The following is a 24,535-nucleotide window of genomic DNA, read 5'->3' on the forward strand; positions in this document are numbered from 1 at the left end:
ATGAAACCGGTCGAACCCGTCAACATCCTGCTGGTCGACGACCAGCCGGCCAAGCTGCTGAGCTACGAGGCGATCCTCTCGGATCTCGGCGAGAACCTGATCAAGGCGCAGTCCGGTCGCGAGGCGCTGGAGATCCTGCTGAAGCAGGATATCGCGCTGGTGCTGATCGACGTCTGCATGCCGGATCTCGACGGTTTCGAGCTGGCGCGCATGATCCGCGACCACCCCCGCTTCGCCCAGACCGCCCTGATGTTCGTCTCGGCGATCTCGGTGACCGAGCTCGACCTCCTCAAAGGCTACGAGCATGGTGCCGTCGACTACATGCCGGTGCCCATCGTGCCGGACCTGTTGCGGGCGCGGGTGCGGATCTTCCTCGACCTGCACCGCAAGACCCGCGCGCTCGAAGCACTGAACGCCGAGCTCGAGAGCCGGGTCGAGGAGCGCACCGCCGCCTTGGCCGAGATCAACCAGCAGCTCGAAAGGCGGGTCGAGGAGCGGACCCGCGAGCGCGAAGTCGCGATGGCCCAGGTCCATGAGATGCAGAAGATGGAGAGCCTCGGCCAGCTGACCGGCGGGCTCGCCCATGACTTCAACAACCTGCTGATGGGCATCCTCGGCTGCCTGCAATATATCGGCAAGCGCATCCCCGAGGACCCGAAGTCGAAGCGCATGCTGAAGGCCGCGCAGGAAAGCGCCGAGCGCGGCGCGGCACTCACCAAGCGCCTGCTCGCCTTCGCGCGGCGCCAGGAGCTGCACCCGGAGGCGATCCACCTGGGCTCGCTGATCGACGGCTTATCCGAGATGCTGCGCCGCTCGGTCGGTCCCACCATCGCCATCGACCTCCATCTGGCCGACGATCTCGACCTGATCGAGGCCGACCCCAACCAGCTCGAGCTGGCGCTCCTCAATCTGACGCTGAATGCGCGAGACGCCATGCCGGAGGGTGGGCGAATCACCATCACCGCGCGCAACGCGGATATGGGCAATGCCATGGTGGCGCTGCAGCAGGGCCGCTATGTCCAGGTCTCGGTGATCGACGACGGCGCCGGCATGGACGAGGCGACCTTGAAGCGCTGCACCGAGCCCTTCTACACCACCAAGGAGCGCGGCAAGGGGACCGGCCTCGGCCTCTCCACCGTGCAGGGCATGGCGGTGCAGTCGGGCGGCGCGATCCACATCACCAGCTCACCGGGCGAAGGCACGACGGTCAATCTCTGGTTCCCGGTCGCCGCCGCCGCGACCGCGCTGATGGCCGCCGCCAAGACCGCGGCCGATGCCGCGCCGGCCCGCGACCAGTTCATGGTGCTGGTGGTCGATGACGAGGCCTTGGTCGGCCATGTCACCGCGACCATGGTCGAGGATCTCGGCCATGCGGCGATGTGGGTGCCGTCCGGCGCGGAGGCGCTGGAGGTCGTGCGCTCCGGTCGCACGATCGACGTGGTCATCACCGACCACGCCATGCCCGGCATGACCGGCGGCCAGCTCGCGGAACAGATCCACAAGCTCATTCCCGGGATGCCGATCATCCTCGCCACCGGCTTCGCGGACCTGCCGGGCTCCTACGCCCAGGACCTGCCGCGGCTCTCCAAGCCCTACGGCCCGGACGAGCTGGCGCAGGCCCTGGCGATGGTCGAGCCGCAGCAGCGGGTGGCGTCGTAACCGCGGATCAGGCGCCGAAGCGCGGCTCCGGCACGCCCTTGATGCCGAGGTCGTAGATCGCAAACAGGCTGCCGCGGAGCACGCCGTCGCCGGGGAAGCGCGGCAGCGGCGGCTTCGCCATTGAGGTCACGAACAGGATGTCGAGGTTGGGGCCGCCGAACATCACGCTGGTCACCTTCTTCACCGGCATGTCGATCACGCGCTCGAGCTTGCCGTCCGGCGTGTAGCGCTTCAGCTTGCCGTCATAGACCTGCGCGTTCCAGAGGCAGCCTTCGGCGTCCACGGTCGAGCCGTCGGCGGCGCCGCCGGTCGAGGTGTCGATCTTGGTGAAGGTGCGGCGGTTGGAGACGCTGCCGGTCTTGATGTCGTAGTCATAGGCCCAGATCTCGCCCGACCAGGAATCGGCGAAGTAGAAGGTCTTGTCGTCCGGGCTGAAGCAGGGACCGTTGGAAACGATGATGCCGCTGTCGATCTTGGTGACCTTGAAATCCGGATCGACCCGGTAGAGCGAGCCATTCGGCCCCGCCTCCATCGTGTCCATCGAGCCCGAGATGAAGCGGCCGCGGCGGTCGACCTTGCCGTCGTTGATGCGGGTGGTCGCGAGATCGGGCTCGGGATCGTGGATCAGCGTCGTCTCGCCGGTCTTGAAGTCGAGCAGGTGGAAGCCATTGGCGAGCGAGCAGATGGCGCCGTTGCCGTCCTTGCGCAGCGCCATCGAGCCGATCTTCGCCGGCACGTCCCAGGCGCGGATCTCGCTGCCGTTGACCGTGCAGCGGAACACGTTGCAGCCGAAGCTGTCGATCCAATAGAGGCGCTGCTGCTCCACGTCCCAGAGCGGGCCCTCGCCCAGAATGGTCTTCACATCGACCAGCACTTCGATCCGCATCGTTCTCCTCCCTAGAAAGCGACCTTGTCGGCGCCCTTCAAGCCCAGGATCTCCCGCGCCTCGTCCGGCGTCGCGACTTCCATGCCGAGGCCTTCGATCATCTTGCGCGCGATCGTCACCTGCTCGGCATTGGACTGCGCCAGGCGACCGGGGCCGCCCCAGAGCGAGTCTTCGAGGCCGACGCGGACATTGCCGCCCATCGCCAGCGCCATGGAGATGATCGGCATCTGGTTGCGGCCGGCACCGAGAACCGACCATTGATACTTGTCGCCGAACAGCCGGTCGGCGGTGCGCTTCATGTGGATGACGTCCTCGGGATGCGGACCGATGCCGCCGAGGATCCCGAACACGGTCTGCACGAAGAGCGGCGGCTTCACCAGGCCGCGTTCCAGGAAGTGGTGCAGGTTGTAGAGGTGGCCGACGTCATAGCATTCGAACTCGAAGCGGATGCCGCTGTCGCTCAGGGTGCGGAGCGCGTATTCGATATCCTTGAAGGTGTTGCGGAAGATGAGATCGACCGAGTTCTCGAGATGCTCCTTTTCCCAGGCATGCTTGAATTCCTTGAAGCGGTTCAGCATCGGGAAGAGGCCGAAGTTCATCGAGCCCATGTTGAGCGAGGCGACCTCGGGCTTGAAGCGGATCGAGGGCTGGATGCGCTCCTCGATCTTCATCCAGGGGGCGCCCCCGGAGGTCAGGTTCACCACGGCGTTGGAGCGCTGCTTGATGATCTTCAGGAAGGGCTCGAAGGCTTCCGGCGTCTGGTCCGGCTTGCCGGTCTTCGGGTCGCGGGCATGGAGATGGACGATCGCCGCGCCCGCCTCCGCCGCGCCGATCGCCGCATCGGCGATCTCGCTCGGCGTCACCGGCAGATGCGGCGACATCGATGGCGTGTGGATCGCGCCAGTGACGGCGCAGGTGATAATGACTTTACGCTTCGTGGCCATTTTCTCTGTCCTTACGATCCGATTTCTTTGGCGGCTTTGCGCTTGTGCGCCAGCAGCGCCATCAGGCGGCGGTCGCGCCATTGGTGCCGCTTCAGCAGGTCCGCGGCCGGCAATTTCGCGCGGCGCTCCTTCTCGACGGTCTGCATCACTTCGCCGGCCCAATCGACCCGGCGCTGCATCGAGGGGAAGAGCCGGGAATAGATCTGCTGGTAGCGTTCGCAGTAATCCTTGACCCCGCCGGGCGCGTTCAGGTCGATGGTCTCGAACGGGCCCATGAAGGACCAGCGCAGCGCCAGGCCCTCGCGGATGCCGACATCGACATCCTCGACCGAGGCGTAGCCGTCGGCCACCAGGCGGAACGCCTCTTCCAGCAAGGCACCCTGCATCCGGTTCATGACGAAACCGTCGAGCTCGCGCTTCATCATGATCGGCGCCTGGCCGGAGGCAACAGCGAGAAGGCGGGTCCTCTCCATCGCCGCGGGATCGGTCCAGGGCGCGGGCACGATCTCCACCGCCGGGATGAGGTAGGGCGGGTTGATCGGGTGCATCACCAGGCAGCGCGCGCGGCCCTTCAGATGCTCGGTGAATTTCGAGGGCAGGATCGCCGAGGTCGAGCTGGCGAGTACGGTCTCCGGCGCCGCGATCGCGTCGAGCTCGGCGAACACCTTCTGTTTCACCCCGACGTCTTCCGGCGTGTTCTCCTGGACATGCACCACGCCGTCCAGCGCCTCTTTCAGGCTCGCCGCCGGCTTGATCCGCGCCACCAGCTGATCGGCGGTCTGGCCGTCGAGCAATCCCTCAGATTCCAGCGGTGCCGCCATCTCGCGGGCGAAGGCGATCGCCTTCTCCGCCGCGCCCGCGACCTGGTCGTAGAGTTTGATCTCGTGCTTGGCGCGGGCGAAGCTGATGGCCCAGGCCCGCCCGATCAAGCCGCTGCCGATGATGGCAATCTTCGCCATGATGATGTTCTTCCCTTAGAGCGTCTCGACGTTGCCGTCGACGCCGAGTGACTGACCGGAGATATTCTCGCCCATGGGCGAGAGCAGAAACAGCACCATCGCGGCGACGTCATGCGGCGAGACCATGCGGCGCAGCGAGGTCTTGGCGAGATATTCCTTCTCCATTTCCTTGTAGGAGATGCCGAGCTGCTCCGCCCGGGCGCCGATCACGCCTTCGATCCGCGGGCCTTCGACAATGCCGGGCAGAATGGCGTTGACCCGGATGTTCGAGGGGCCGAGCTCCTTGGCGAGGCTCTGGGTGAAGCCGATCACGCCGAACTTCGCCGCCGCATAGGGCGTGCGGAAGGCATAGCCGTGCTTGCCCGCCGCCGATGACATGTTGACGATGGCGCCGCCGCCCGCCGCCTTTATCTCCGGCACCGCAAGTCGGGCACAGAGGAACTGGCCGGTCAGGTCGATGTCGATGCAGCGCCGCCAGTCCTCCGGCGTGATCTCATCCACGCCGCCGGTCGGCCCGGCGATGCCGGCATTGTTGATGAGGGCGTCGATGCCGCCGAGGCTCGCCTTCGCCTCGGCGAAGAATTTGTCCACATCGGCTTCCTTGGAGACGTCGGCCTTGGTGACGCCATGGCCGGCATGGCTCTTCTTGAAGTCTGCCAGGAAATTGTCGGCGACGTCGCAGATGTGCAGCCTGGCGCCGTGCTGGATCAGCATATCGCTGATGGCGAGGCCGATCCCCGAGGCGCCGGCGGAGACCACCACGCGCAGGCCCGGCTTCAGCCCGTTGACCCAAGTCTTTCCGGCGAGTTGCGCCATACGTCAAACTCCCTAGTGATTCTTGTCCCGCAGCGCGATCACCGCCGCCAGGACGACGAGACCGAAGATGATGACCCGCGTGGCATAAGGCAGGGTGGTGCCGGCGAGCAAGGTCTGCAGCGCAGTCAGCAGCAGCACGCCGCCGACCATGCCGAGATAGGAGCCGCGGCCGCCGGTGATGAGGGTACCTCCGACCACCACGACCGCGATCGAGGGCAGCATGTATTCGTCGCCCATGCCCAGGCTGGCCTGGCCGGAGAAACCGGTCAACATGCAGCCGACCAGGGCGGCGCAGAAGCCGGAGAGCGCATAGACCGCCATGATCGTGCGGTCGACATTGATGCCGGAAAGCGCCGCCACCTTTTCGCCGTTGCCGAGCCCATAGATCCGGCGGCCGAAGGGAGTGCGCCGGTGCAGCAGCACCGCGGCGATCACGAAGAGGATGATGAAGACGACGACCGGCGTGACGATCCCCGCCTTGTCGGTCATGAACCAGCGCATCAGCGGCGCCGAGAATCCGGCCGGCGTGCCCTGGGAATAGAGCAAGGCCAGGCCCTGCAGGATGCCGTTCATCGCCAGGGTCATAACGATCGGCGAAATGCCGAAGATCGCGATGCCGATGCCGTTGGCGAGGCCCACCAGGCAGCCGATGATGAGCACCAGCGGCAGGGCATAGATGAGCGGCCCGTTCTGGCCGTTGACGATTCCGGCGAGCAGAATGCCGGAAAGCGCGATAGTCCAGGGCACCGAGAGATCGAGGCCACCGGTCAGGATCACCGTCCCCTGCCCCAATGCCAGGATCAGCAGGAAGGAGGAGAGCACCAGGATCGAGTTGTAATAGCCCCAGTTGCCGAGCGCGCGCCCGACGGTGAGCTCGGTCACCACCAGCACGATCAGGAAGCAGACATAGGCCGGCATCGCGTAGCGGATCGCCTCGGCATTGCGCAGCAGGAAGGATGGCGTCGGTGTCTGCCGCGGCTTGGCCTCGATGCCGGGCAGGACCAGGCGTTGCGCCGCGCGGCTCCTCTGTCGCGGCAGCATGCCCTTGCGCCAGGCCTGGAAGCGCACGTAGCCGGCGCGCAGATTCTTGGCGGCGCGGGAATCGCGGCTGATGGCGCCGGCAAGGACCGCGAGGATCAGAATGCAGCCTTCGACCACGGTGGAGTAATAGGCCGAGACGTTCAGCACCAGCAGGATGTTGACGATGATCATCAGGATATAGGCCCCGATGATCGAGCCCACGACGCCGCCGCGCCCGCCGCCCAGGCGCGTACCGCCCACCACCACCGCGCCGAAGATCTGCAGCAGCATGGAATTGCCGACCAGCGGATCGCCGGCGCCGGTCTGCGCGCTGACGAAGACTCCCGCGAAGCCATAGCAGCCGCCGGCCAGCACATAGACCAGGAACTGGGTGAGACGCACCGAGATGCCGCGCGCCCGCGCCGCCTCCATATCGCTGCCGATCGCATAGATCGCGGTGCCGAGCCGCGTGCTCTTCAGCCAGAGCCAGAGCAGCACGATGACGCCCAGCACCACCAGCGCCATCGGGATGAGCTCCGGCACGGCATCGAGCGCCAGCGCGTTGCTCAAGCCCATCGGTACCATACCGCCCGGCTTGTCGAGCACCAGCAGGGTCAGGCCCTGCACGATGAACATGGTCGAGAGCGTCACCACGATCGGCTGCAGGCGGAAGAAGGCGATGAAGAAACCGTTGAAGGCGCCGGTCGCCATGCCGACGCCGATGCCGATCAGCGACCACAGCAGGATGCCACCGGGGCTGTCCGGCATGTTGGTGGCGACGACGACATTGACCAGCGAGATCACCGCCCCCGCGGAGAGGTCGAAGCCGCCGGTCAGGATCACCAGGGTCTGCCCGGTGGCGGCGATCGCCAGCGGCGCGCCGCCGGTCGAAAGCGAACTCACCTCGAAATAGCTCATCGGCCCCACGCTCATCCAGTCGTTGATGAGCAGGAGGACGATGAAGACGCCGAGCGCCACCAGGACGCCCTGGTACCGGCCTAGGCGCAGAAGGCGGCTGGAACCGCGCGGCGTTGTCGTGGCGGAGAGACTGGTCATGCGGCGCGCCCCTCATGGCCGAGCGCCGCACGCATGATCGAATCCTCGTTGAGATCAGTGGCGGAGACCTCGCGGGCGATCCGGCCCTGGTAGAGCACCAGCACCCGGTCGGCGAGATGCACCAGTTCCGGGATCTCGGTCGAATAGAGCAGGATGCTGCCGCCCGCCTCCACGTATTGCCGCATCAGGCGATAGAGTTCGTGCTTGGTGCCGACGTCGATGCCGCGGGTCGGGTCGTAGAGCAGCAGCACGCGACTCTCCGCCAAAAGCCATTTCGCGATTGCGATCTTCTGCTGGTTGCCGCCGGAGAAGGCGCCGGCCCGGGTCCAGAGCGCGCGCTCCGCGACCTCGACCCGCTGGAACACGCCGGCGACCGCCGCGCGCTCGGCCTTCACGTCGATGAAGCCGAAATTGGAGAACCGCTCGATCACCGGGATCGAGGTGTTCTCGGTGCCGGAGAGCTTCAGGAAGAGGGCCTCGGTCTTCCGGTCCTCGGGTACCAGGCTGATGCCGATATTGGCGCGCACCGCGTCGGTCGGGCTGGCGATGGTGACCGGCTTGCCGTCCACCGAGATCTGGCCGGCGGTGAGTTCCGCGGCACCGAAGCAGGCGCGAAAGAGTTCGAGCTGGCCCATGCCCTGCAGCCCGGCGATGCCGAGGATCTCGCCCTTGTGGAGCGCGAAGGAAGCATCCGCGAGCTTGCCGGAGGTCGCGAGGTTTTCCACCCGCAGCACCTCGGCGCCGGATTGATGGGTCTTCGTCGGCTTTTCCGGGAAAGCCTGGCCGATCGAACGGCCGACGATCATGCGGATGACTTCCTCGTCGTCGAGGTCGGCGACCTTGGCCGTCGCGATGTGCTGGCCGTTGCGCAAGACGGTCAGCGAATCGCAGAAGTCGCGCACCTCCTTCAGGCGGTGCGAGATGAAGATCACGGTGACGCCGCGCGCCTTCTCCCGCGCGATCACCGCGCCCAGCCAATCGACGTCGCTGCCGGAAAGCGACGAGGTCGGCTCGTCCAGCAGCAGGATCTTCGGCTGGCGATAGAGGGCGCGGGCGATCTCGATCTTCTGCTTGATCGCGAGATCGAGCGGGCCGACCTCGTCGTTGAGATCGATGCTCTCGAGCCCGAGGCCGGCGAAATGCGCGGCCACCGCATCCTGCGCCGCGCGGCGCTTGACCATGCCCAGCGGATTCATCGGGGCGTAAGGCAGCAGCACGTTCTCCAGCACGGTCAGGTCGCGCACCAGGGTCATCTCCTGGAAGGCGGTCTGGATGCCGCAGCGATGCGCGGCGCGTGGGCTCTTCAGCGAGACGGATTGGCCGAGCACCTGGAAGCCGCCCTGGTCGGGGGTCATCAGGCCGCTCAGCAATTTGACGATGGTCGATTTGCCGGCGCCGTTCTCGCCGAGCAAAGCGTGGACGCTGGCTTCCTCCACCGCGAAGGAAACGTCATCGACTGCGACCGTGGCCCCGAAGGCCTTGCGGACATGGTCGGCGGAGATGGCGGTGCCTTGCGTCATGCTTGTGCGTTTGTGTTGGCGCAGACTCGATGCATCAAATCAAATCCGAAGAAGAAAGAAGCTGGACGACGCGGGTGCGCCGTCCAGCGTGAGGTCGAGGTAGACTCAGGGTTCGGGTTGGCCGATCAGGGCGGCCTGGAACCCGACTTCCGGCGTCTGGTCGGAGAAGATCGAGGCAAACCAGCCCGGATTCGGCACGAGCGACGGCGGGAAGGCGTTGCAACCGGCCTTCATTTCTTCCCAGGAGCCCGTCTCGCAGTACTTGATAGTCTCGTTGGTGACGATCGGCAGCGGCAAGGTGGTGAGCTTCGGAATGTCCTTGCCCTCCAGCTTCTGGACCGCGAGCTTCAGCGCCAGCGCGCCGGAATAGGGCGGCGAGGCGTAGGAGATGCGCGGCGCACCGAGCGGCGCGTAAGGCGGGGTATCGCCGCCTTCCACCTTGGCGCTGGTCGGCAGCATCTGGATGCGGCCGCCGTTCGAGCCTTCGCCGGCGCAGGGCAGCAGCTCCTCGATCTTCTTGCCGGCTTCGAGCTGCATCGCGTTGGCGGTGTAGCAGCCGACCTGCATCCAGAGCCCGTCGATCGCGTCCCAGTTCTGGGTGGCGAGGATCTTCGAGAGTTCGGTGCGAGCGACCGCCTGGCTCCACATGCCGACCGCTTCGGCGACGATCTTGATGTCCGGATGCTTGGCGAAGACTTCCTTGGCGGCCTTGGTTCGCAAGGTATCGACCGAGGTGCCCGGCACGCCGGTGATGGCGATGATGTTGCCCTTGCCGCCGAGCTTCTTCACCAGCCATTCGGCGGTGACGCGGCCCGCTTCTTCCTGGTCGATCGTCACGTTATAGGCGCAGGGCTCCTCGATCGCCGCGTCATAGGCGATGATGATGACGCCCTTGCTGCAGGCATTCTTCACCACCGCGTTCAAGGCCGTCGGCGAGATCGGATAGACCACGATCGCCTTGGCGCCCGCCTGCACCATGGCGTTGATCTGCTGGATCTGGCGCTGGGCATTGGGTCCGGCGACCTGGACCTGGAGATCGATCTTGTCGGCGAAATCCTTATGCGCGGCCATGGCCTTCACCATGTTGGCGGCTTCCGCCTGCCAGTCGTTGCCGATGTAGGACATCGACAAGAAGACTTTGAACTTCTCCGCATGCGCGGCGCCCGCCTGGGCGATCACGCCCATAGCCAGTGCGCCGGCGGCGAGGATTCGCCACCCCGTTTTCCACGATTTCATCAGTCACTCTCCCATCGTGCGGCCGATTGGCGTCGGGTGCGTCGCGCGCCCTGGACCCCGGCCGCGGCCACATCGGCGCGGAGCCCAAACTTCTTTTTGATCATTTGATCATAAATCAGATATCATCGGCCGAGCAAGGGCGTTTCCTCCAATGCCCTTGACGCAGCAACGGCTCAGCGATACCCGCAGCGACGCAATGTCCGTGGATACGACTCAGCGATCGAAACGACGCACCTCCGCCTTGCCCCAGATGCAGGTGGCGCGCGTCACCCTGCCTGAGGAAATCTATCGGCGTCTCAAGACCATGATTCTCGACGGCGGCCTGATGCCGGGCGAGCTCGTGACCATTCAGGGTCTCGCCAGCGCCTTCGGGGTCAGCGCCATGCCGGTGCGCGAGGCCCTGCAGCGCCTCACCGCGGAAGGCGCCTTGCGCGTGATCTCCGGCCGCTCGGTCGGAATCCCGGAGCTGGAATCCGATCGGCTCATCGACCTCACCAAGGTCCGGGTCGAGATTGAGAGCCTCGCCGCCTCCTGGGCGACGCCGCTGATCGGCAAGGACGAGATCGCGAAGCTGGATTCCCTGGTCGCGACCATGACCAAGGCGGTCGAGGACGGCGACACCCGCGCCTATGTGCGTGGTAACCATGACTTCCACTTCACGATCTATGCCGCATCGGGATCGGAGACCCTGCTCTCGGTGATCGAGGGACTCTGGCTCCAGGTCAGTCCCTACTTCCATCTGCTGCACGGCGTGCGCGGCGCCGGCAACTACGACAACGCCAACCACGAGCATCAGCTGATCCTGAAGGCGATCCGCGCAGGCGACGCCAAAGCCTGCGCGGCGCACCTCCGCGGCGACATCGAATCCGCCACCGCTGGATTGCTGAAGCTGCTCGGTTAGCAGCAGCCCCCTACTCTTCCGGCTGGCCCACCAGCGCGGCGTTCAGGCCGATTTCCGGCGTGGTCTCGGAATAGACCGAGGCGAACCAGCCCGGATTGGCGATGATCGCCGGCTGGAACACGTTGCAGCCCGCCTTCATCTCCGCCCAGGTGCCTTCCTTGCAGAGCTTGATGTTCTCATTGGTGACGATGGTCTGCGGCACGTCGGTCAGGGCCGGGATCTCCTGGCCCTCGAGCTTCTTCACCGCGAGCGACAGCGCCAGGGCGCCGGTGAAGTTCTGCGAGCCGGACGACCAACGCTGGGCGCCCATCGGGCGATAGGTGCCGCTCGCACCTTCGACCTCGGTACCCACCGGCAGCATCTGAATCCGGCCGCCATTGGACGCCTCGCCAGCGCAGGGCTTCAGCTTATCGTCGGGAATGCCGGCCTCGCTCTGCATCGAGTTGGCGGTGTAGCAGCCAGCCTGCATCCAGAGCCCGTCGATCTGGTCCCAGGGCCGCGTCGCCACCACCCTCGATAGCTCGGTGCGCGCGACCGCCTGGCTCCACATGCCGTTGGCTTCGGCGATCACCTTGATGCCGGGATGCTTGGCGAAGACTTCCTTGGCGCCCTCGTTGCGCAAGGTGTCGACCGTGGTGCCCGGCACGCCGGTCACCATCACGACATTGCCCTTGCCGCCGAGCTTATCGACCAGCCACTCGGCCGACTTCTGGCCCCAGGCCTTCTGGTCGATATGGACGTTGTAGGCGCAAGGCTCCTCGATGATCGAATCATAGGCGACCACCACCACGCCCTTGGCGCAGGCATTCTTCACCACCTGGTTGAGCGCGGTCGGCGAGATCGGATAGACGATGATCGCCTTGGCGCCGGCCTGCACCATCGCGTTGATCTGCTGGATCTGGCGCTGCGCGTTCGGCCCCGCGACCTGGACCTGCAGGTCCACCTTGTCGCGATAGGTTTTGCTCAAGGCCATCGCCTTGATCATGTTGGCGGCCTCGGCCTGCCAGTCGTTGCCGATATAGGACATCGACAGGAAGATCTTGAACTTCTCCTCGGCGGCGGCATTGCCGGCCCAGGCAGAAACACCCAGCGCGCCCGCAAGACAGGCAGCCGCGATCTTTGACTTCGATAGAAGCGTCATTTCACATCCTCCCGGTTTCATCGTTCCGGCGGCTCGTTCGCTGTCCGCCGATCACCCTGTGCGGTCTCGGAGGAGTCCGCATCGCACGAAGTATGCCGTTAACATCTTATATCGTCAATCTGTGATCACAGATAGGATTAAATGACTTACGGGCCGAGGCGCCCACCGTCCGCGGCGCGGGCGTCAGCTTGCTCTTGCTGCATGCGGAGGTTGAGCGAAGGAGTTAGGCCGGGCGTCCGATGCGAGCCCCGCGCGGCGGCACGGGCTCGGCCTGGATCGGTGCGCCGAAATGATGCCGTCGGAACCAGGAGGCAGCGGCGCGGATATCCAGCGCCAGCGCAAAGCGCGCTTCTTCCGGATCGCGGCGCTCCATGGCGGCAACCACGCGTTCATGCACCGGCACGCCCCGGCGGAACATCTCGATCGAGCCATCGATATGCTGCACGAAAGCCAGCACGGGCCCGAAACGCAGCCACAGCGAGCCAATGATCTTCAGCAGCGCTTCCGATTGCGCCGCTTCATAGACCGCGAAGTGAAAGTGCTGGTTGCCTTCCAGCATGCCGCCTGCATCCCGCGCCTCGATGGCTTCGCCGAAGGTGCGGTTGATCTTGCGGAGCCCGGCGCAGATCCCCGGTGTCGCGCGCAATGCGGCGCGTTGCGCGGCATAACCCTCGATCTCGCAGCGCAACCGGATCCATTCGTCATAATTCTCCAGCGTCAGAGCCGCGACCTGGAAGGTCCGGTTCGGCAGCTGGGTCAGCGCGTTCTCGGTCACCAGGCGCTGGATCGCTTCGCGGACCGGCATCGGGCTGGTGCCGAGTGCGGCGGCCAGCGCCCGGATGGTCAGCACCTCGCCCGGCATGAAGCGGCCCTGATAGAGCGCGTCGCGCAACTCCTGATAGACCCGCTCCTGCACGGTCGTGACGTCAATCGGTCTGACCTTGTCGTCCATCTCGCTCTTCTCAGCCTGAAGTCAAACCCGGGCGAATCGCCCCGCGCAGCGCCATCATAGAACCTCTCCGGCGAGCCTACAGCAGCCGCGCGCGGTTTGAAACACTGTCTATCTTCGATATGTGATCACAAAATTTGATTGCCAACGCGCCCCGGCCGGCTATCCTCAACGGCAACGAAAAAGACCAAAGCTGGGGAGAGAACGCCATGGTCGAGATCCGCTGCATCGTCGACGCCAAGAACCATCTGGGCGAGGGGCCGCTCTGGGACGTGAAGGAGCAGCGGCTCTACTGGATCGACAGCTCCGCCGCCGAGATCTACAGCGCCAAGGAAGACGGCAGCGACGTGAAGCGCTGGTTCGTGCCGACCCATATCGGCTCGATGGCCTTGCGCGAGAAGGGCGGCGCCGTGCTGGCGCTGGCCAACGGCTTCTCGCTCTACGACTTCGAGACCCAGAAGCTGACCCATATCGGCGACCCCGAGGCCGACGAGCCGGAGAACCGGCTGAACGACGGCAAGGTCGATCGCCGCGGCCGCTTCGTCGCCGGCTACATGGCCTACGACCACGACCGCGAGGATGCGAACCGAGGGCAACGGCCGGTGCGGAACTCGGCACTCTATCGGCTCGATCCCGACCTCTCGATCCACAAGCTTGATTCCGGGATCAAATGCTCGAACGGTCCTTGCTGGTCGCCGGACAACAAGACCTTCTACTTCTGCGACTCCTACGACAAGGTGATGTACGCCTACGACTACGACATCAACACCGGCAACGTTTCGAACCGCCGCAAATTTCTCACCGCCTGGGAGTATCCCGGCACATTCGACGGCTCGACGGTGGATTCCGAGGGCTTCATCTGGAACGCCCATGTGTTCGGCGGGCGGATCATCCGCTACGCGCCGGACGGCCGCATCGATCGGATGATCGAGTTCCCGGTCCGGAACCTCACCAGCGTGATGTTCGGCGGCGCCAATCTCGACGTCCTCTATTGCACCTCGATGGGCCGCCCGATGAAAGGCGTGCCGCAGAAGGAAGCGAATGCCGGTGGGCTCTTCGCGGTCACCGGCCTCGGCGTGAAGGGCATCGCCGAACCGCGGTTCGCAGGGTGAGCGCAGCCATGCTGAGACCGATCCGCCGCATCGTCACCGCCAATGACGCCGAGGGCAAATCCGGCGTCATGATCGACGGCATCGCCGACAACATCATCACCGTCCTGACCGAATGCTGGATCACCGGTAAGGGCAAGGTGAACCATACCGACGGCATCGACCATGGCGCGCTCTCGACCCAGCTGGAGCCGCCGGTCGGCGGCACCCTGTTCCGCTATTTCGAGATCCCGCCGGAGAGCGAATTCGCCCATCTCTCCGAAGAGGAGAAGCGCAAGGCCAACGCCGAATGGTTCGCGGCGATGAACGGCGCGCATCTGCAGCCCGACACTTCGGTTCATCCGGCGATGCACAAGTCGCCGACCACCGACTACATCATCCTGCTCTCCGGCGAGATCACACTGGTCCTCGAAAAGGAGGAGCGGACCCTGAAGCCCTTCGACTGCGTGATCCAGCGCGGCACCAACCATGCCTGGGTCAACCGCGGCAAGGAGAACGCCCTGCTGATGGCGGTGCTGGTCAGCGACGGCAGCGAAGGGCGCTGAAGGCACCAACCGTCATGCCCGGACCCCGCAGACGAATGTCCGCATTCGAGCACGGGGCCGGGCATCTCGTGCCAGTCGGCGCAAGATTGCCCGGTCAAGCCCGACAATGACGATTGAAGTAGCCGGCTAGTACGTCTTCTGCCCGTTGACCTTGAGGCGCACCGCGTAGAGCGAGGTAGTGCCGCAGATATAGAGGTAGTTCCGCTTCGGTCCGCCGAAGCAGACATTGGCGACGACCTCCGGCACCAGGACCTTGCCGATCAGCTTGCCGTCCTTCTCGTAGCAATGGACGCCGTCGGCGGCGCTGGTCCAGATCCTCCCGTCGGTGTCGAAGCGGAAGCCATCGAACAGGCCGGCGGTGCACTTCGCGAACACGCCCTTGTCCTTCAGCTTGTCGCCCTTCACCTCGAAGCGGCGGATGTGCTTCGGCCCGTTCTTCTTATGGGTGGCGCCGGTATCGACGATGTAGAGTTCCTTCTCGTCCGGCGAGAAGGCGATGCCGTTGGGCTGCACGAAATCGTCGGCGACGATCGTGACCGCGCCGCTCTTCGGGTCGATGCGATAGACATTGGAGCGGCCGATCTCGCTCTTCGACTTGTTCCCCTCGTAGTCGGAATCGATGCCGTAGCTGGGATCGGTGAACCAGATGCTGTTGTCGGACTTCACCACGACGTCGTTCGGGCTGTTGAGGCGCTTGCCCTTGTAAGAGTCGGCGAGGGTGATGACCGTGCCGTCGAACTCGGTGCGCGACACCCGGCGCCCGCCATGCTCGCAGGAAACCAGCCGGCCCTGGCGATCGACGGTGTGGCCATTGGTGTTGCCGGCGGGAGCGCGGAAAACCGAGGTCTGGCCGCTGCATTCGTCGTAGCGCAGCATCCGGTCGTTCGGGATGTCGGACCAGACCAGGTAACGCCCGGCCGCGAAATAGGCCGGGCCTTCCGCCCAGCGGCAGCCGGTGTAGAGCTTGTCCAGTTGTGCGGTGCCGACGAAGAGCTCGTTGAATCGCTCGTCCAGCGTCTCGAAGACCTTGGCCATGGAGTTCCCCTATTGGATCAAGAACTGTTTGGAGTCGAAAAAAGGTGGCCGAGCCTAGCCGGATCGCAGGGGAGCGTCACCCCCTTCCGCGCGCGCTTCAGGTAAGGGCGCGATAGTCCACCCGGAGCCGCGCGGCGATCTCGGCGGCGCCGAACTCCCGGTCATCGAGGCGGCCGACCGAACGGATTTCGAACAGGGAATTGGTCAGGAAAATCTCCGCCGCCCCGGCGAGATCGGCCGGCGACAGCGAGCCTTCTTCGGTCGGGATCTTCAGCGCCGCCGCCAGTTCCAGCACCACGCGGCGCGCGATTCCGGGCAGCACCCCGTCGCGCAAGGGCGGGGTCAGCAGCCGGCCATCCAGCACGGCGAACAGGTTGGCCCGCGCCGCGCCGGCCACGCGGCCGGCGTTGTTCAGCAGGATCGCCTCCTCGGCGCCGTGCGCCGCCGCCGCCTGCATGGCGAGGATGTTGTCGAGATAGGCCAGGGATTTCATCTGCGAGAGCGGCGAGCCCTCGTTGCGCCGGATATTGACGATCGCCGCCGCGCAACTGTCCGGCAGCGGCGCATAGGGGATGGTCGCGATCATCAGGGTCGGCTTCACCTCGGCCGGCGGCAGCAGGCCGCGCGGACCGGTGCCGCGGGTTGCGGTGATGCGGATCGCGGCGTCGGCTTCGGTCAGTGCATTGGCTTCGAGCAGCTCGACCACGGCTTCGGCGATCCGGACGGCATCGAACAGCAGCGGAATGCCGAGCGCCTGGGCCGAAGATTCCAACCGCACGAGATGGTCTTCCAGCCGGAACGGCTTGCCGCGATAGGCGCGCAAGGTCTCGAACAGGCCGTCGGCCAAGGTGAAGCCACGGTCGGCGGGATCGATCCGCGCGAAATCCGGAGGCACGATCGCGCCGTTGAGATAGATCATCAGGCGCTCTTCTTGGCGGCGCGCTTAGCCCGCCCGGCCAGGGTCTGGATCAGCGCCTTCGCCTTGGTCAGGCTCTCCTGCCATTCCGCCTGCGGGTCGCTGTCGGCGACGATGCCGCCGCCGACCTGGAAGGAGATCCGCCCGCCGTCGATCAGCAGGGTGCGGATCACGATGTTGGTGTCCATGGCGCCGCCGGCGGAGAGATAGCCGATCGCCCCGCAATAGGGCCCGCGCTCAGTCGGCTCCAGCTCGGCGATGATCTCCATGGCGCGGATCTTCGGTGCGCCGGTGACCGAGCCGCCGGGGAAAGCCGCCTGCAGCAGATCGACAGCGCTCTTGCCGTCGTCGAGCACGGCGGTCACCACCGAGACCAGGTGATGCACCGTCGCGTAGCTCTCCAGCCCGATCAGCACCGGGACCTGGACCGAGCCCAGCTTCGCCACCCGCCCGACGTCGTTGCGCAACAGATCGACGATCATCAGGTTCTCGGCGCGGTCCTTCTCGGAAGCCAGCAGCTCGCGGCCGAGCGCCGCGTCCTGCGCCGGGTTGCCGCCGCGCGGCCGCGTGCCCTTGATCGGGCGGGTCTCGATGACGCCGCCCTCGACCTTAAGGAAGCGCTCCGGCGAGGAAGAGAGCAAGGCGGTCGCGCCGAAATCGATGAAAGCCGCGAAGGTCGCGGGATTCTGCCGCCGCAATTCATCATAGAGCGCGATCCGCTCGAAGCCTTGCGGCAGCGTGGCCTGGAAGCGCTGGGTGATGTTGGCCTGGTAGATGTCGCCGGCCTCGATATAGTCGATGGCCCGGCGCACCGACCGGCGATACTGGTCGGCGCTGAGGTCCGGCCTGGGCTCGATCTCCCAGTCCGGCAGCCCGAACCGCGCCTGCCCGTTCAGCCGGGTCAAGGCCCATGCCGTTCGCGCCTCGGCATTGTCGCCGCTGGCAAAGATGAAGGCGCGGTTATCGCGGTGATCGACCGCGACAACCACATCGTACCAGCCGAGCTCGAGATCGGGGAAACCGTGGTCGCTGCGGGCATGGGCCGGCACTACCTCGACATGATGGCGCAAGCCATAGCCGAACTGACCGGCCAACCCGGTTTGGAAGGGCGGCAGGTCCGGCACCTGCGTCAGCGGGTGCCGCGCCAGCAGATCCGCGATCGCCGCGAAGGGCGAGCCGGCGAAAGCCAGGCCGTCGATGGTGGTCGCCGCGCCGCGGGTCACCAGCCGGTGCACCGGGTCGGCGGCGATGAAGGAATAGCGGCCGAGGCTGTCGTGGCGGAGCGCGCTGTCCAGGAAAACGAGGCCCGGGCAATCCACAAAGCCTGCCACCCAATCCATCAGATCGGTGGGAATACGCTCACGCGGGATTTCGGTGACCGAAGGTCTATCCATGGGAGGACGCCGTGCCATGGCCGGCAAGCTAGCACCGCCGGACGGGCGGCTAAACCACGATCAGCGACCGGGAATTATCCGGCACCGCCGTTCAAATATCAGGAAAACAGGTCGGAGGTAGCGATCAGCCAGACCAAGGCGAGGAGAACCAGGGCGTCGAAGACGGCGAAGGCGCGGATGCCGGCTTGAAGGGTCAAGCGGGGCATCGCCGGTTCCTCAGGAATGGCTGGCCAGCGCCAGCAGGAAGAGGACGAAGCCGCCGAGGAAGGCCCGCGCCAGGAACGTGCTCAGCCCGGCAGGGATCTGCGGCATGGTGTGGGCGGCGGCACGGAGTCGGGACACGGCGGTAATCCTTCAAGCGGTGGTCGGTACTCAATTCGTCGCCAGAAACTGCCACCGGGTTCGCTGACCGGCTATGACCAGGATCACAAGACCCGGCGACTTGGTGCGCGATGAGCATCACTCTACGCGGCAATGTTTAAGCGCCGGTTTATGGCAGCGGAGCGATCCAATTGAGGCAAATGCAAGGTATCGCGGAAATCCGCGGCTTTCGCGCGGCTCCGTGGAAATACCGACCGGTGGATCGAAGATTCTTCGCAGGAGCGGGCGTCAGCCGCTCGATACCTCACGCGCCGCGAGCTTCTGCGACAGATCCTTCACGAGCTCGGTCAGGAGCTGGATCTCCTTGCTGCGCAGCAGGTCGATCTTGTGGTGCAGCAGCTCGATCTCGAGCTCGGCCTTCAGGTTCACGTCGTAGTCGTTGGCCTGGTCCTGGCGATCGAGCATCGCCTGGCGATTCTGGCTCATCAGGATGATGGGCGCGGTATAGGCCGCCTGAAAGGACAGCATCAGGTTCAGCAGGATGAAGGGATAGGGATCCCAGGCCTGCACCCAGGCGAAGATGTTGACCAGGATCCACAAGGTCAGCAGCAGCGACTGCGCAATCACGAAGGGCCAGGAGCCAACCACCGCCGCGATCCAGTCGGCAACGCGGCCGCCGGTGGTGGGCGGCTGCAACGCCGGCGGCTGACGATCGGGGCGCTCGCGGCGCAGGCGCTGCAGAAGGGCCCGGTCCTCCTCGGACAGTGAGGTGATCTCGCCGATCAGGCTGTCGATCGACTGGGTCGGGTGTGGATGCGCCATCAGGGTCCCAGGACATGGTTGAGGATGAGGTCGATCTCGCCGACGATCTTCAAGGCCTGCTTCAGGCGTTCCCGAGAGAGGCCGAGCAGGCGCCGCACCTCGACCGAGGTGCCGGGCGCACGGCCCGCAATGAGGTCGGCGATCTGCTGCGAGAGGATCAGCTCCAGGAGCATTTCATGGGCGTCGTCAATCCGGGCGAAGTCTTCGCGGCGGACGAAGCCCGGCTCCACCGCGGCACGCCAGCGTTCCGTTGTCGCGGTCGCGGTGACGCCGAGCCGCAAGGCCAGCACGCGGCCGCCGGAGACGATCGGCAGCAACCCGCCACGCTTCAGATCGACCCGCCCATCCTGCTCGCGAAATCGGCCGAAAATATTGAGCGCCGTCCCATGCCGCGCCGAGGTCCCGGCCAAAGCCCGGATGAAGCCGGGATCCTGCCCCAGGGCGGTCGCGGTTTCGCGCAGGGCGGCGGCCAGGCCATGGTCGCCGGCCACCGGCTGGAAGTCATAGAAGATGTCGGCGTTGAGCAGGGCCGCGGGTTCCAGCCGCTCGATCCAGAGCGCCAGCTCCTCGCGCCAGCCCGCGCGGTTGTGGCGGAGGTGGCGGTTCATCGCCATGACCTCGCCGCGGCAGAAAGGAATGCCCGCCTGGTCCAGGATGGTCGAGGCGCGCTTGCCGAGCTCCGCGAACCAGGGGTGGTCGTCCTTCTCGAAGTCGTGGACCAGGGCATTGTCCTGGTCGGCGGCCAGCAGGCTCTCGCCGCGGCCGCCCGAGCCCAGCACCAGGTAGCACCAGCGCGCCGGCGCCGGCTTGCCTTCCGCTTCCAGAGATTCGCAGGCGAGTTCCGCGGCCCGGCCGGAAATGTCGCGCAGCACCGCGCTGATCACCGCTGCGATCTGCCGCGCGCCGACGCCTTCCTTCAGCAGCCCGCCGGCGATCGCCGGCAGCCGTGCCTGGATCCCGGCGAGCTCGGCCGCCGACTTGGCAGCACCGACATCGTCGGACAGGACCAGCGCCTGCTGCGCGCGCAGCTTCAGCACGCTGCCGGCCGTGACGATACCAATCGCCCTGCCGCTCACCGGATCGACCACCGGCATGTGGCGAAACCCGTTCTGCGCCATGCGCGCCAAGGCGGTGAAGACGAAAGCATCGGGCGGCAACGAAACCAGGCTGGCGCGCATCCGGCTTCCGACCGGCAGGTCGAGCGCCGCAGCGCCCAGCTCGGCGACCGCGTTCAGCAGATCGCGCTCGGTGATGATGCCGGCCGGTCGCCCGTCGCCATCCAGGATGAGCAGCGAGCTGATCTTCAGCCGCCGCATGGTCGCGGCCGCTTGGGTGCAGGTGGCGCCGGGATCGATGGTCTCGACCGGACTGCTCATCACCTCGGCGAGGCGATGCTGATAGGGAAAGGGATCGATCCGGCTGAGCGCCGCCTCGGCGGTCATGACATGGTAATCCGGTGCGCCCGCGCGGCCTTGCGGCTGGTCATCTGGAAAGCCATCGCCTGGCCGAGGGTGACGATGCCGTGCGCCTCCAGATCGGGCAGCAGCTTCAGATAGATCTCGGCCGTGGCCAGCGCATCGCCGAGGGCGGTGTGCCGTCCCCGGATCGCGACACCGACCTGCTGCGCCACCGCATCGAGCTCGAAATCGCGCGCCTCGGGATGGAGCGCGGAATAGAGCAAAGCCGTATCCAGCCAGGGCGGATCCTGCCAGTCGATCCCGACGGCGTTTGAGGCGCGGCGCAGCACCGCAAGATCGAACACCGTGTGATGGCCGATCAGCGCGACACCCTGGAGCGCCGCCATGATCTCCGGCGCGACTGCGGCATAGGCGGGCGCGTCCGCCACCATCCGGTCGGAAATGCCGTGCACCGCCGTCGAGGCCGCGGGAATTTTGCGGCCAGGGTTGATCAGGCGATCGATCACCTGGTCGCGCTGCAGTTCGGCGCCCTGGAGTCGCACCGCACCCAGTGAAACGATGCGATCGCGGACCGGGTCGAGTCCGGTGGTCTCGGTGTCCAGCGCCAGCGCCGGCAGCGCAGCAAGAAGCGTCGACGCGGTGATCCGGCCGTTCAGCGTCGGGGCCGCCGTCACGTTCGAGTCGCGCGGCCTCGCAGGCACCAGCCACGCCAGAATCCAGCACCATTTCGACCGCTCGAGCACTTCGCCTCACCTCCCCTTCGCGCCGGCCGCATTAGACATCCGGCGCGACGCGGAGTCACGGGCGTTGCCAGGGCGGGCGCCGCCGGACAAGATGCACCCACACAGATACCCGGGCCGTCGATCATGGGGCGGCCGCTGCGAGGATGGCCTGTCTTGACTGAGAGTCTGGTTGCCGGTTGCCGCGTTTTGGTCGCCGATGATTCCCCTTTCGCGCTGGAGCTGATCAAGGCGATTCTCGACAAGGCCGGCTGTACCCAGCTGCTCGGCGCCGGCGGCGGGCGCGAGGCTCTGTCACTGGCCGCCGAGAATCGATTCGACGTCGTGCTGCTCGACGTCACCATGCCGGACATGAACGGCTATGAGGTCGCGCGATCCTTGCGCGCCACCGAACCGGCACCCGGCCCGGTAATCGTGATGCTCTCCGGTCGCGACATCGTCGAGGTCGACCTCGCCGCGAGAGAAGCCGGCGCCGACGGCGTCATGGCCAAGCCGGTCGACCGCCGCAAGCTGTTGGAGCTGCTGGAGACGCTATTGCAGCAAAGAAAGGCGATGGCGTAAGGCTGGAAGAAGATGCCCGGGTCAAGTCCGGGCATGACGACCTAGTCAAACCGTCATCGCCGGGCTTGACCCGGCGATCTCGCGCCAAAGGCTCACGCCTTCATCCGCGCGCCGCTGGGATCAACCATTGGCCGCAGGCTGGCTTTCGCCTTGTGCCGCACGCCGGCGATGGCGATTTCGAACTGGCCGGACTTGATGAAATCGGCATCGACGCCGGCCTCGTTCGAGACATAGCCCATGCCGATCGCGGCCCCCAGGGTGTGGCCGTAGTTCGCCGAGGTGACCAGGCCGACCCGCTTGCCGTCGCGATAGATCGGCTCGTTGTGATAGAGAAGCAGCGCCGGGTCCTCCATGGCGAACTGCACCATGCGGCGCTTCAGCAGGTTCTCGCTGCGCTGCTGCTCGACCGCGGCCTTGCCGATGAAGTCCTTTCCGAAGTCGCAGGTGAAGCCGAGGCCGGCTTCCAGGATCGTGTCATGGGTGCCGATGTCGTGACCCCAATGCCGGAACGCTTTCTCGATCCGCATCGAGTCCATGGCATGCATGCCGGTCGGCTTCAGGCCGAACGCGGCACCGGCCTCCAGGATCAGCTGCAGCACGCCGCGGGCGAACTCCGCCGGGATGTAGAGCTCCCAGCCCAATTCACCGACATAGGAGATGCGCTGCGCCAGCACCCGCGCCGCACCGATTTCGATGCCCTGGGTCGAGCCGAAGGGGAAGCCTTCGTTGCTGAGATCGGCATCGGTGAGCTTGCTGAGCACGTCGCGGCTCTTCGGCCCCATCACGCCGAGGGCCGCGAAGGCTGTCGTCACGTCGACCAGCTCGACCTGCGCGCCAGGGCGGAAATTGGACTTGAGATAGTGCCAGTCGCGCGTGGCGGTCGCCGCCGCGGTCACCACCATGAAGCGGCCGTCGCGCAGGCGCGTGACGGTGAGATCGGCCTCGATCCCGCCCTTCTCGTTCAGCCACTGGGTGTAATGCGCCCGGCCGACCGGCGCCACGTTCGCGGTGCAGATCCGCTGCAGCTCGGCCTCGGCGTCGGCGCCGATCACCAGGAACTTGGCGAAGGTCGAGAGATCCAGCAGGCCGACATTGCTCCGGGTGTTGCGGCATTCCTCGCCGCAATAGTCGAACCAGTTCTGGCGCTGGTAGCTGTATTGGTATTCGGGCTTCACGCCCTTCGGCGCATACCAGTTCGGCCGCTCCCAGCCGGCGACCTCGCCGAAGCAGGCGTTCAAGCCCTTCCAGTCTTCGTAGAACGCGGTCTGCCGGACACCGCGCGAGGATTCGAACTGCCGATAGGGCCAATGCATCGCATAGAGCAGCCCCAGCGCCTCCGAGACCCGCGGCACCAGGAAGCTCTTGCGGCTCATATGCGGCATCAGCCGGCGGATATCTACGTCCCAGAGATCGAACGGCGGCTCGCCGTGGGCGATCCAATGCGCCAGCGCCATGCCGGCGCCGCCACCGGACTGGATGCCGATCGAGTTGAAGCCGGCGGCGACGAAGAAGTTCTGGAGCTCCGGGGCCGGACCCAGGATGTAGCGCTGGTCGGCGGTGAAGCTCTCCGGCCCGTTGAAGAACTTGCGGATGCCGACCTTCTCGAGGCTCGGCACGCGGTGGATGGCGCCTTCCAGGATCGGCTGGAAGTGGTCGAAGTCCTCGGGCAGCTCGTCGAAGGCGAAGTCCTCGCGGATGCCGTCCATGCCCCAGGGCTTGGCCTTGGGCTCGAAGGCGCCCAACAGCAGTTTGCCCGCGTCCTCCTTGTAATAGGCGCAGGCATCCATGTCGCGCATCACCGGGAGATTGGGCGTCATGCCCGCCATCGGCTCGGTCACGATGTAGAAATGCTCGCAGGCATGCAGCGGGATGTTGACGCCGAGCTTGGCACCGATCTCGCGCGACCACATGCCGGCGGCGCAGACGACGACATCGGCCTGGATCGTGCCTTGCGCGGTGCGCACGCCGGTGGCGCGGCCGTTCTCGGTCAGGATCTCCTCGACCTTCACATCCTCGAAGATCTTGACGCCCTTCATGCGCGCGCCGCGGGCCAGGGCCATGGTCGTGTCCGCCGGATTGCACTTGCCGTCCTTCGGATAGAACACGCCGCCCAGAACGTCGGAGACGTTCATCAGCGGCCACTTCTCCTGCACCTGGGCCGCGGTCACCTTCTCCGCCGGCACGTCGAAGGCGTGCAGCATGTCCATGCCGCGCAGCAGCTCCTCGAACCGGGCTTCGTTGGTCGCGATCGAGAGCGAGCCCGGCTGCACGAAGCCGGTCGCCTGTCCGGTCTCGGCCTCGAGCCCGGTATAGAGATCGACCGTGTATTTCGCGAGCTTGGTCAGGTTCTCGGTGTAGAGCGAGGCCCGCACCAGTCCGGCCGCGTGCCAGGTCGTGCCGGAGGTGAGCTTCTTGCGCTCCAAGAGCACGGTGTCCGACCAGCCGAGCTTGCCGAGATGATAGGCGATGGAGCAGCCGACGATACCGCCGCCGATGATGACGACGCGGGCCTGGGTGGGGAGGGTCATAACGGTCGGTCTCTTCTATTGACGCGTCATGCCCGGGCTTGACCCGGGCATCTGGCGCC

General features: G+C 65.9%; 22 protein-coding genes. 5 read left to right on the top strand and 17 right to left on the bottom strand.

The window, feature by feature from the left end; all coding sequences use genetic code 11:
• Nucleotides 1–1,659, top strand: coding sequence for a response regulator (locus ACYQ4T_RS26135; RefSeq protein WP_459859571.1), 1,659 nt, complete (start codon nucleotides 1–3; stop codon nucleotides 1,657–1,659).
• A 7-nt stretch (nucleotides 1,660–1,666) separates the two neighbouring features.
• On the opposite strand, the gene ACYQ4T_RS26140 is transcribed toward ACYQ4T_RS26135, so the two are convergent.
• The 7 genes from ACYQ4T_RS26140 to ACYQ4T_RS26170 all read right to left on the bottom strand — a co-directional run bounded on the left by ACYQ4T_RS26140 (nucleotide 1,667) and on the right by ACYQ4T_RS26170 (nucleotide 10,096).
• Nucleotides 1,667–2,545: an SMP-30/gluconolactonase/LRE family protein gene (locus ACYQ4T_RS26140; RefSeq protein ID WP_459859572.1), complete on the bottom strand. Its 879-nt coding sequence runs from the start codon at nucleotides 2,543–2,545 to the stop codon at nucleotides 1,667–1,669.
• A gap of 11 nt (nucleotides 2,546–2,556) precedes the next feature.
• The gene (locus ACYQ4T_RS26145) at nucleotides 2,557–3,489 is read right to left on the bottom strand and encodes a beta-keto acid cleavage family enzyme (protein ID WP_459859573.1); all 933 of its coding nucleotides are present in this window, start codon (nucleotides 3,487–3,489) and stop codon (nucleotides 2,557–2,559) included.
• 11 nt (nucleotides 3,490–3,500) lie between these two features.
• Nucleotides 3,501–4,448 carry a 3-hydroxyacyl-CoA dehydrogenase gene (locus ACYQ4T_RS26150; RefSeq protein ID WP_459859574.1) on the bottom strand — a complete coding sequence of 316 codons (948 nt, stop codon included), beginning with the start codon at nucleotides 4,446–4,448 and terminating at the stop codon, nucleotides 3,501–3,503.
• A gap of 15 nt (nucleotides 4,449–4,463) precedes the next feature.
• A complete protein-coding gene (locus tag ACYQ4T_RS26155; protein ID WP_459859575.1) occupies nucleotides 4,464–5,264 on the bottom strand; it encodes an SDR family oxidoreductase in 801 nt (266 codons plus the stop codon).
• 12 nt (nucleotides 5,265–5,276) lie between these two features.
• Nucleotides 5,277–7,340, bottom strand: a complete 2,064-nt coding sequence (locus ACYQ4T_RS26160) for an ABC transporter permease (RefSeq protein WP_459859577.1) — start codon at nucleotides 7,338–7,340, stop codon at nucleotides 5,277–5,279.
• Nucleotides 7,337–8,860 carry a sugar ABC transporter ATP-binding protein gene (locus ACYQ4T_RS26165; protein ID WP_459859578.1) on the bottom strand — a complete coding sequence of 508 codons (1,524 nt, stop codon included), beginning with the start codon at nucleotides 8,858–8,860 and terminating at the stop codon, nucleotides 7,337–7,339. The genes ACYQ4T_RS26160 and ACYQ4T_RS26165 overlap by 4 nt, the downstream gene beginning before the upstream one ends.
• A gap of 105 nt (nucleotides 8,861–8,965) precedes the next feature.
• Nucleotides 8,966–10,096: a sugar ABC transporter substrate-binding protein gene (locus tag ACYQ4T_RS26170; RefSeq protein ID WP_459859579.1), complete on the bottom strand. Its 1,131-nt coding sequence runs from the start codon at nucleotides 10,094–10,096 to the stop codon at nucleotides 8,966–8,968.
• 250 nt (nucleotides 10,097–10,346) lie between these two features.
• Between ACYQ4T_RS26170 and ACYQ4T_RS26175 the strand changes: the two genes are divergently transcribed.
• Entirely contained in the window at nucleotides 10,347–10,997 is a 651-nt protein-coding gene (locus ACYQ4T_RS26175) for a GntR family transcriptional regulator (protein ID WP_459859699.1), read from the top strand.
• Nucleotides 10,998–11,007: 10 nt separating this feature from the next.
• On the opposite strand, the gene ACYQ4T_RS26180 is transcribed toward ACYQ4T_RS26175, so the two are convergent.
• Nucleotides 11,008–12,138: a sugar ABC transporter substrate-binding protein gene (locus tag ACYQ4T_RS26180; protein WP_459859580.1), complete on the bottom strand. Its 1,131-nt coding sequence runs from the start codon at nucleotides 12,136–12,138 to the stop codon at nucleotides 11,008–11,010.
• Nucleotides 12,139–12,361: 223 nt separating this feature from the next.
• A complete protein-coding gene (locus ACYQ4T_RS26185; protein WP_459859581.1) occupies nucleotides 12,362–13,090 on the bottom strand; it encodes a GntR family transcriptional regulator in 729 nt (242 codons plus the stop codon).
• 206 nt (nucleotides 13,091–13,296) lie between these two features.
• Here ACYQ4T_RS26185 and ACYQ4T_RS26190 point away from each other — a divergent pair, with 206 nt between their 5' ends.
• Both ACYQ4T_RS26190 and ACYQ4T_RS26195 read left to right on the top strand, forming a co-directional pair.
• Nucleotides 13,297–14,199 carry an SMP-30/gluconolactonase/LRE family protein gene (locus tag ACYQ4T_RS26190; RefSeq protein WP_459859582.1) on the top strand — a complete coding sequence of 301 codons (903 nt, stop codon included), beginning with the start codon at nucleotides 13,297–13,299 and terminating at the stop codon, nucleotides 14,197–14,199.
• 8 nt (nucleotides 14,200–14,207) lie between these two features.
• Nucleotides 14,208–14,741 carry a cupin domain-containing protein gene (locus tag ACYQ4T_RS26195; RefSeq protein WP_459859583.1) on the top strand — a complete coding sequence of 178 codons (534 nt, stop codon included), beginning with the start codon at nucleotides 14,208–14,210 and terminating at the stop codon, nucleotides 14,739–14,741.
• A 126-nt stretch (nucleotides 14,742–14,867) separates the two neighbouring features.
• On the opposite strand, the gene ACYQ4T_RS26200 is transcribed toward ACYQ4T_RS26195, so the two are convergent.
• The 7 genes from ACYQ4T_RS26200 to ACYQ4T_RS26230 form a co-directional block, all read right to left on the bottom strand.
• Nucleotides 14,868–15,776: an SMP-30/gluconolactonase/LRE family protein gene (locus ACYQ4T_RS26200; RefSeq protein WP_459859584.1), complete on the bottom strand. Its 909-nt coding sequence runs from the start codon at nucleotides 15,774–15,776 to the stop codon at nucleotides 14,868–14,870.
• 97 nt (nucleotides 15,777–15,873) lie between these two features.
• Nucleotides 15,874–16,695: an aminotransferase class IV gene (locus tag ACYQ4T_RS26205; RefSeq protein WP_459859585.1), complete on the bottom strand. Its 822-nt coding sequence runs from the start codon at nucleotides 16,693–16,695 to the stop codon at nucleotides 15,874–15,876.
• On the bottom strand, nucleotides 16,695–18,086 hold the full coding sequence (gene pabB / locus ACYQ4T_RS26210; RefSeq protein ID WP_459859586.1) for an aminodeoxychorismate synthase component I: 1,392 nt from the start codon (nucleotides 18,084–18,086) through the stop codon (nucleotides 16,695–16,697). The genes ACYQ4T_RS26205 and pabB overlap by 1 nt, the downstream gene beginning before the upstream one ends.
• A gap of 216 nt (nucleotides 18,087–18,302) precedes the next feature.
• Nucleotides 18,303–18,428 (bottom strand): hypothetical protein, encoded by a 126-nt coding sequence (locus ACYQ4T_RS26215; RefSeq protein WP_459859587.1) that lies wholly within the window; start codon nucleotides 18,426–18,428, stop codon nucleotides 18,303–18,305.
• 267 nt (nucleotides 18,429–18,695) lie between these two features.
• Nucleotides 18,696–19,229, bottom strand: coding sequence for a DUF1003 domain-containing protein (locus ACYQ4T_RS26220; protein ID WP_459859588.1), 534 nt, complete (start codon nucleotides 19,227–19,229; stop codon nucleotides 18,696–18,698).
• A complete protein-coding gene (locus ACYQ4T_RS26225; RefSeq protein ID WP_459859589.1) occupies nucleotides 19,229–20,671 on the bottom strand; it encodes a DUF294 nucleotidyltransferase-like domain-containing protein in 1,443 nt (480 codons plus the stop codon). The genes ACYQ4T_RS26220 and ACYQ4T_RS26225 overlap by 1 nt, the downstream gene beginning before the upstream one ends.
• Nucleotides 20,668–21,390: a 3'-5' exonuclease gene (locus ACYQ4T_RS26230; protein WP_459859590.1), complete on the bottom strand. Its 723-nt coding sequence runs from the start codon at nucleotides 21,388–21,390 to the stop codon at nucleotides 20,668–20,670. Before ACYQ4T_RS26230 ends, ACYQ4T_RS26225 begins: the two co-directional genes overlap by 4 nt.
• A 153-nt stretch (nucleotides 21,391–21,543) precedes the next feature.
• On the opposite strand from ACYQ4T_RS26230, the gene ACYQ4T_RS26235 reads away from it, so the two are divergent.
• Nucleotides 21,544–21,948: a response regulator gene (locus tag ACYQ4T_RS26235; RefSeq protein WP_459859591.1), complete on the top strand. Its 405-nt coding sequence runs from the start codon at nucleotides 21,544–21,546 to the stop codon at nucleotides 21,946–21,948.
• Nucleotides 21,949–22,040: 92 nt separating this feature from the next.
• On the opposite strand, the gene ACYQ4T_RS26240 is transcribed toward ACYQ4T_RS26235, so the two are convergent.
• Nucleotides 22,041–24,476: a GcvT family protein gene (locus tag ACYQ4T_RS26240; protein WP_459859592.1), complete on the bottom strand. Its 2,436-nt coding sequence runs from the start codon at nucleotides 24,474–24,476 to the stop codon at nucleotides 22,041–22,043.
• Between the last annotated feature and the right edge of the window lie 59 nt (nucleotides 24,477–24,535).

This window comes from Dongia sp. agr-C8, from assembly GCF_054658695.1.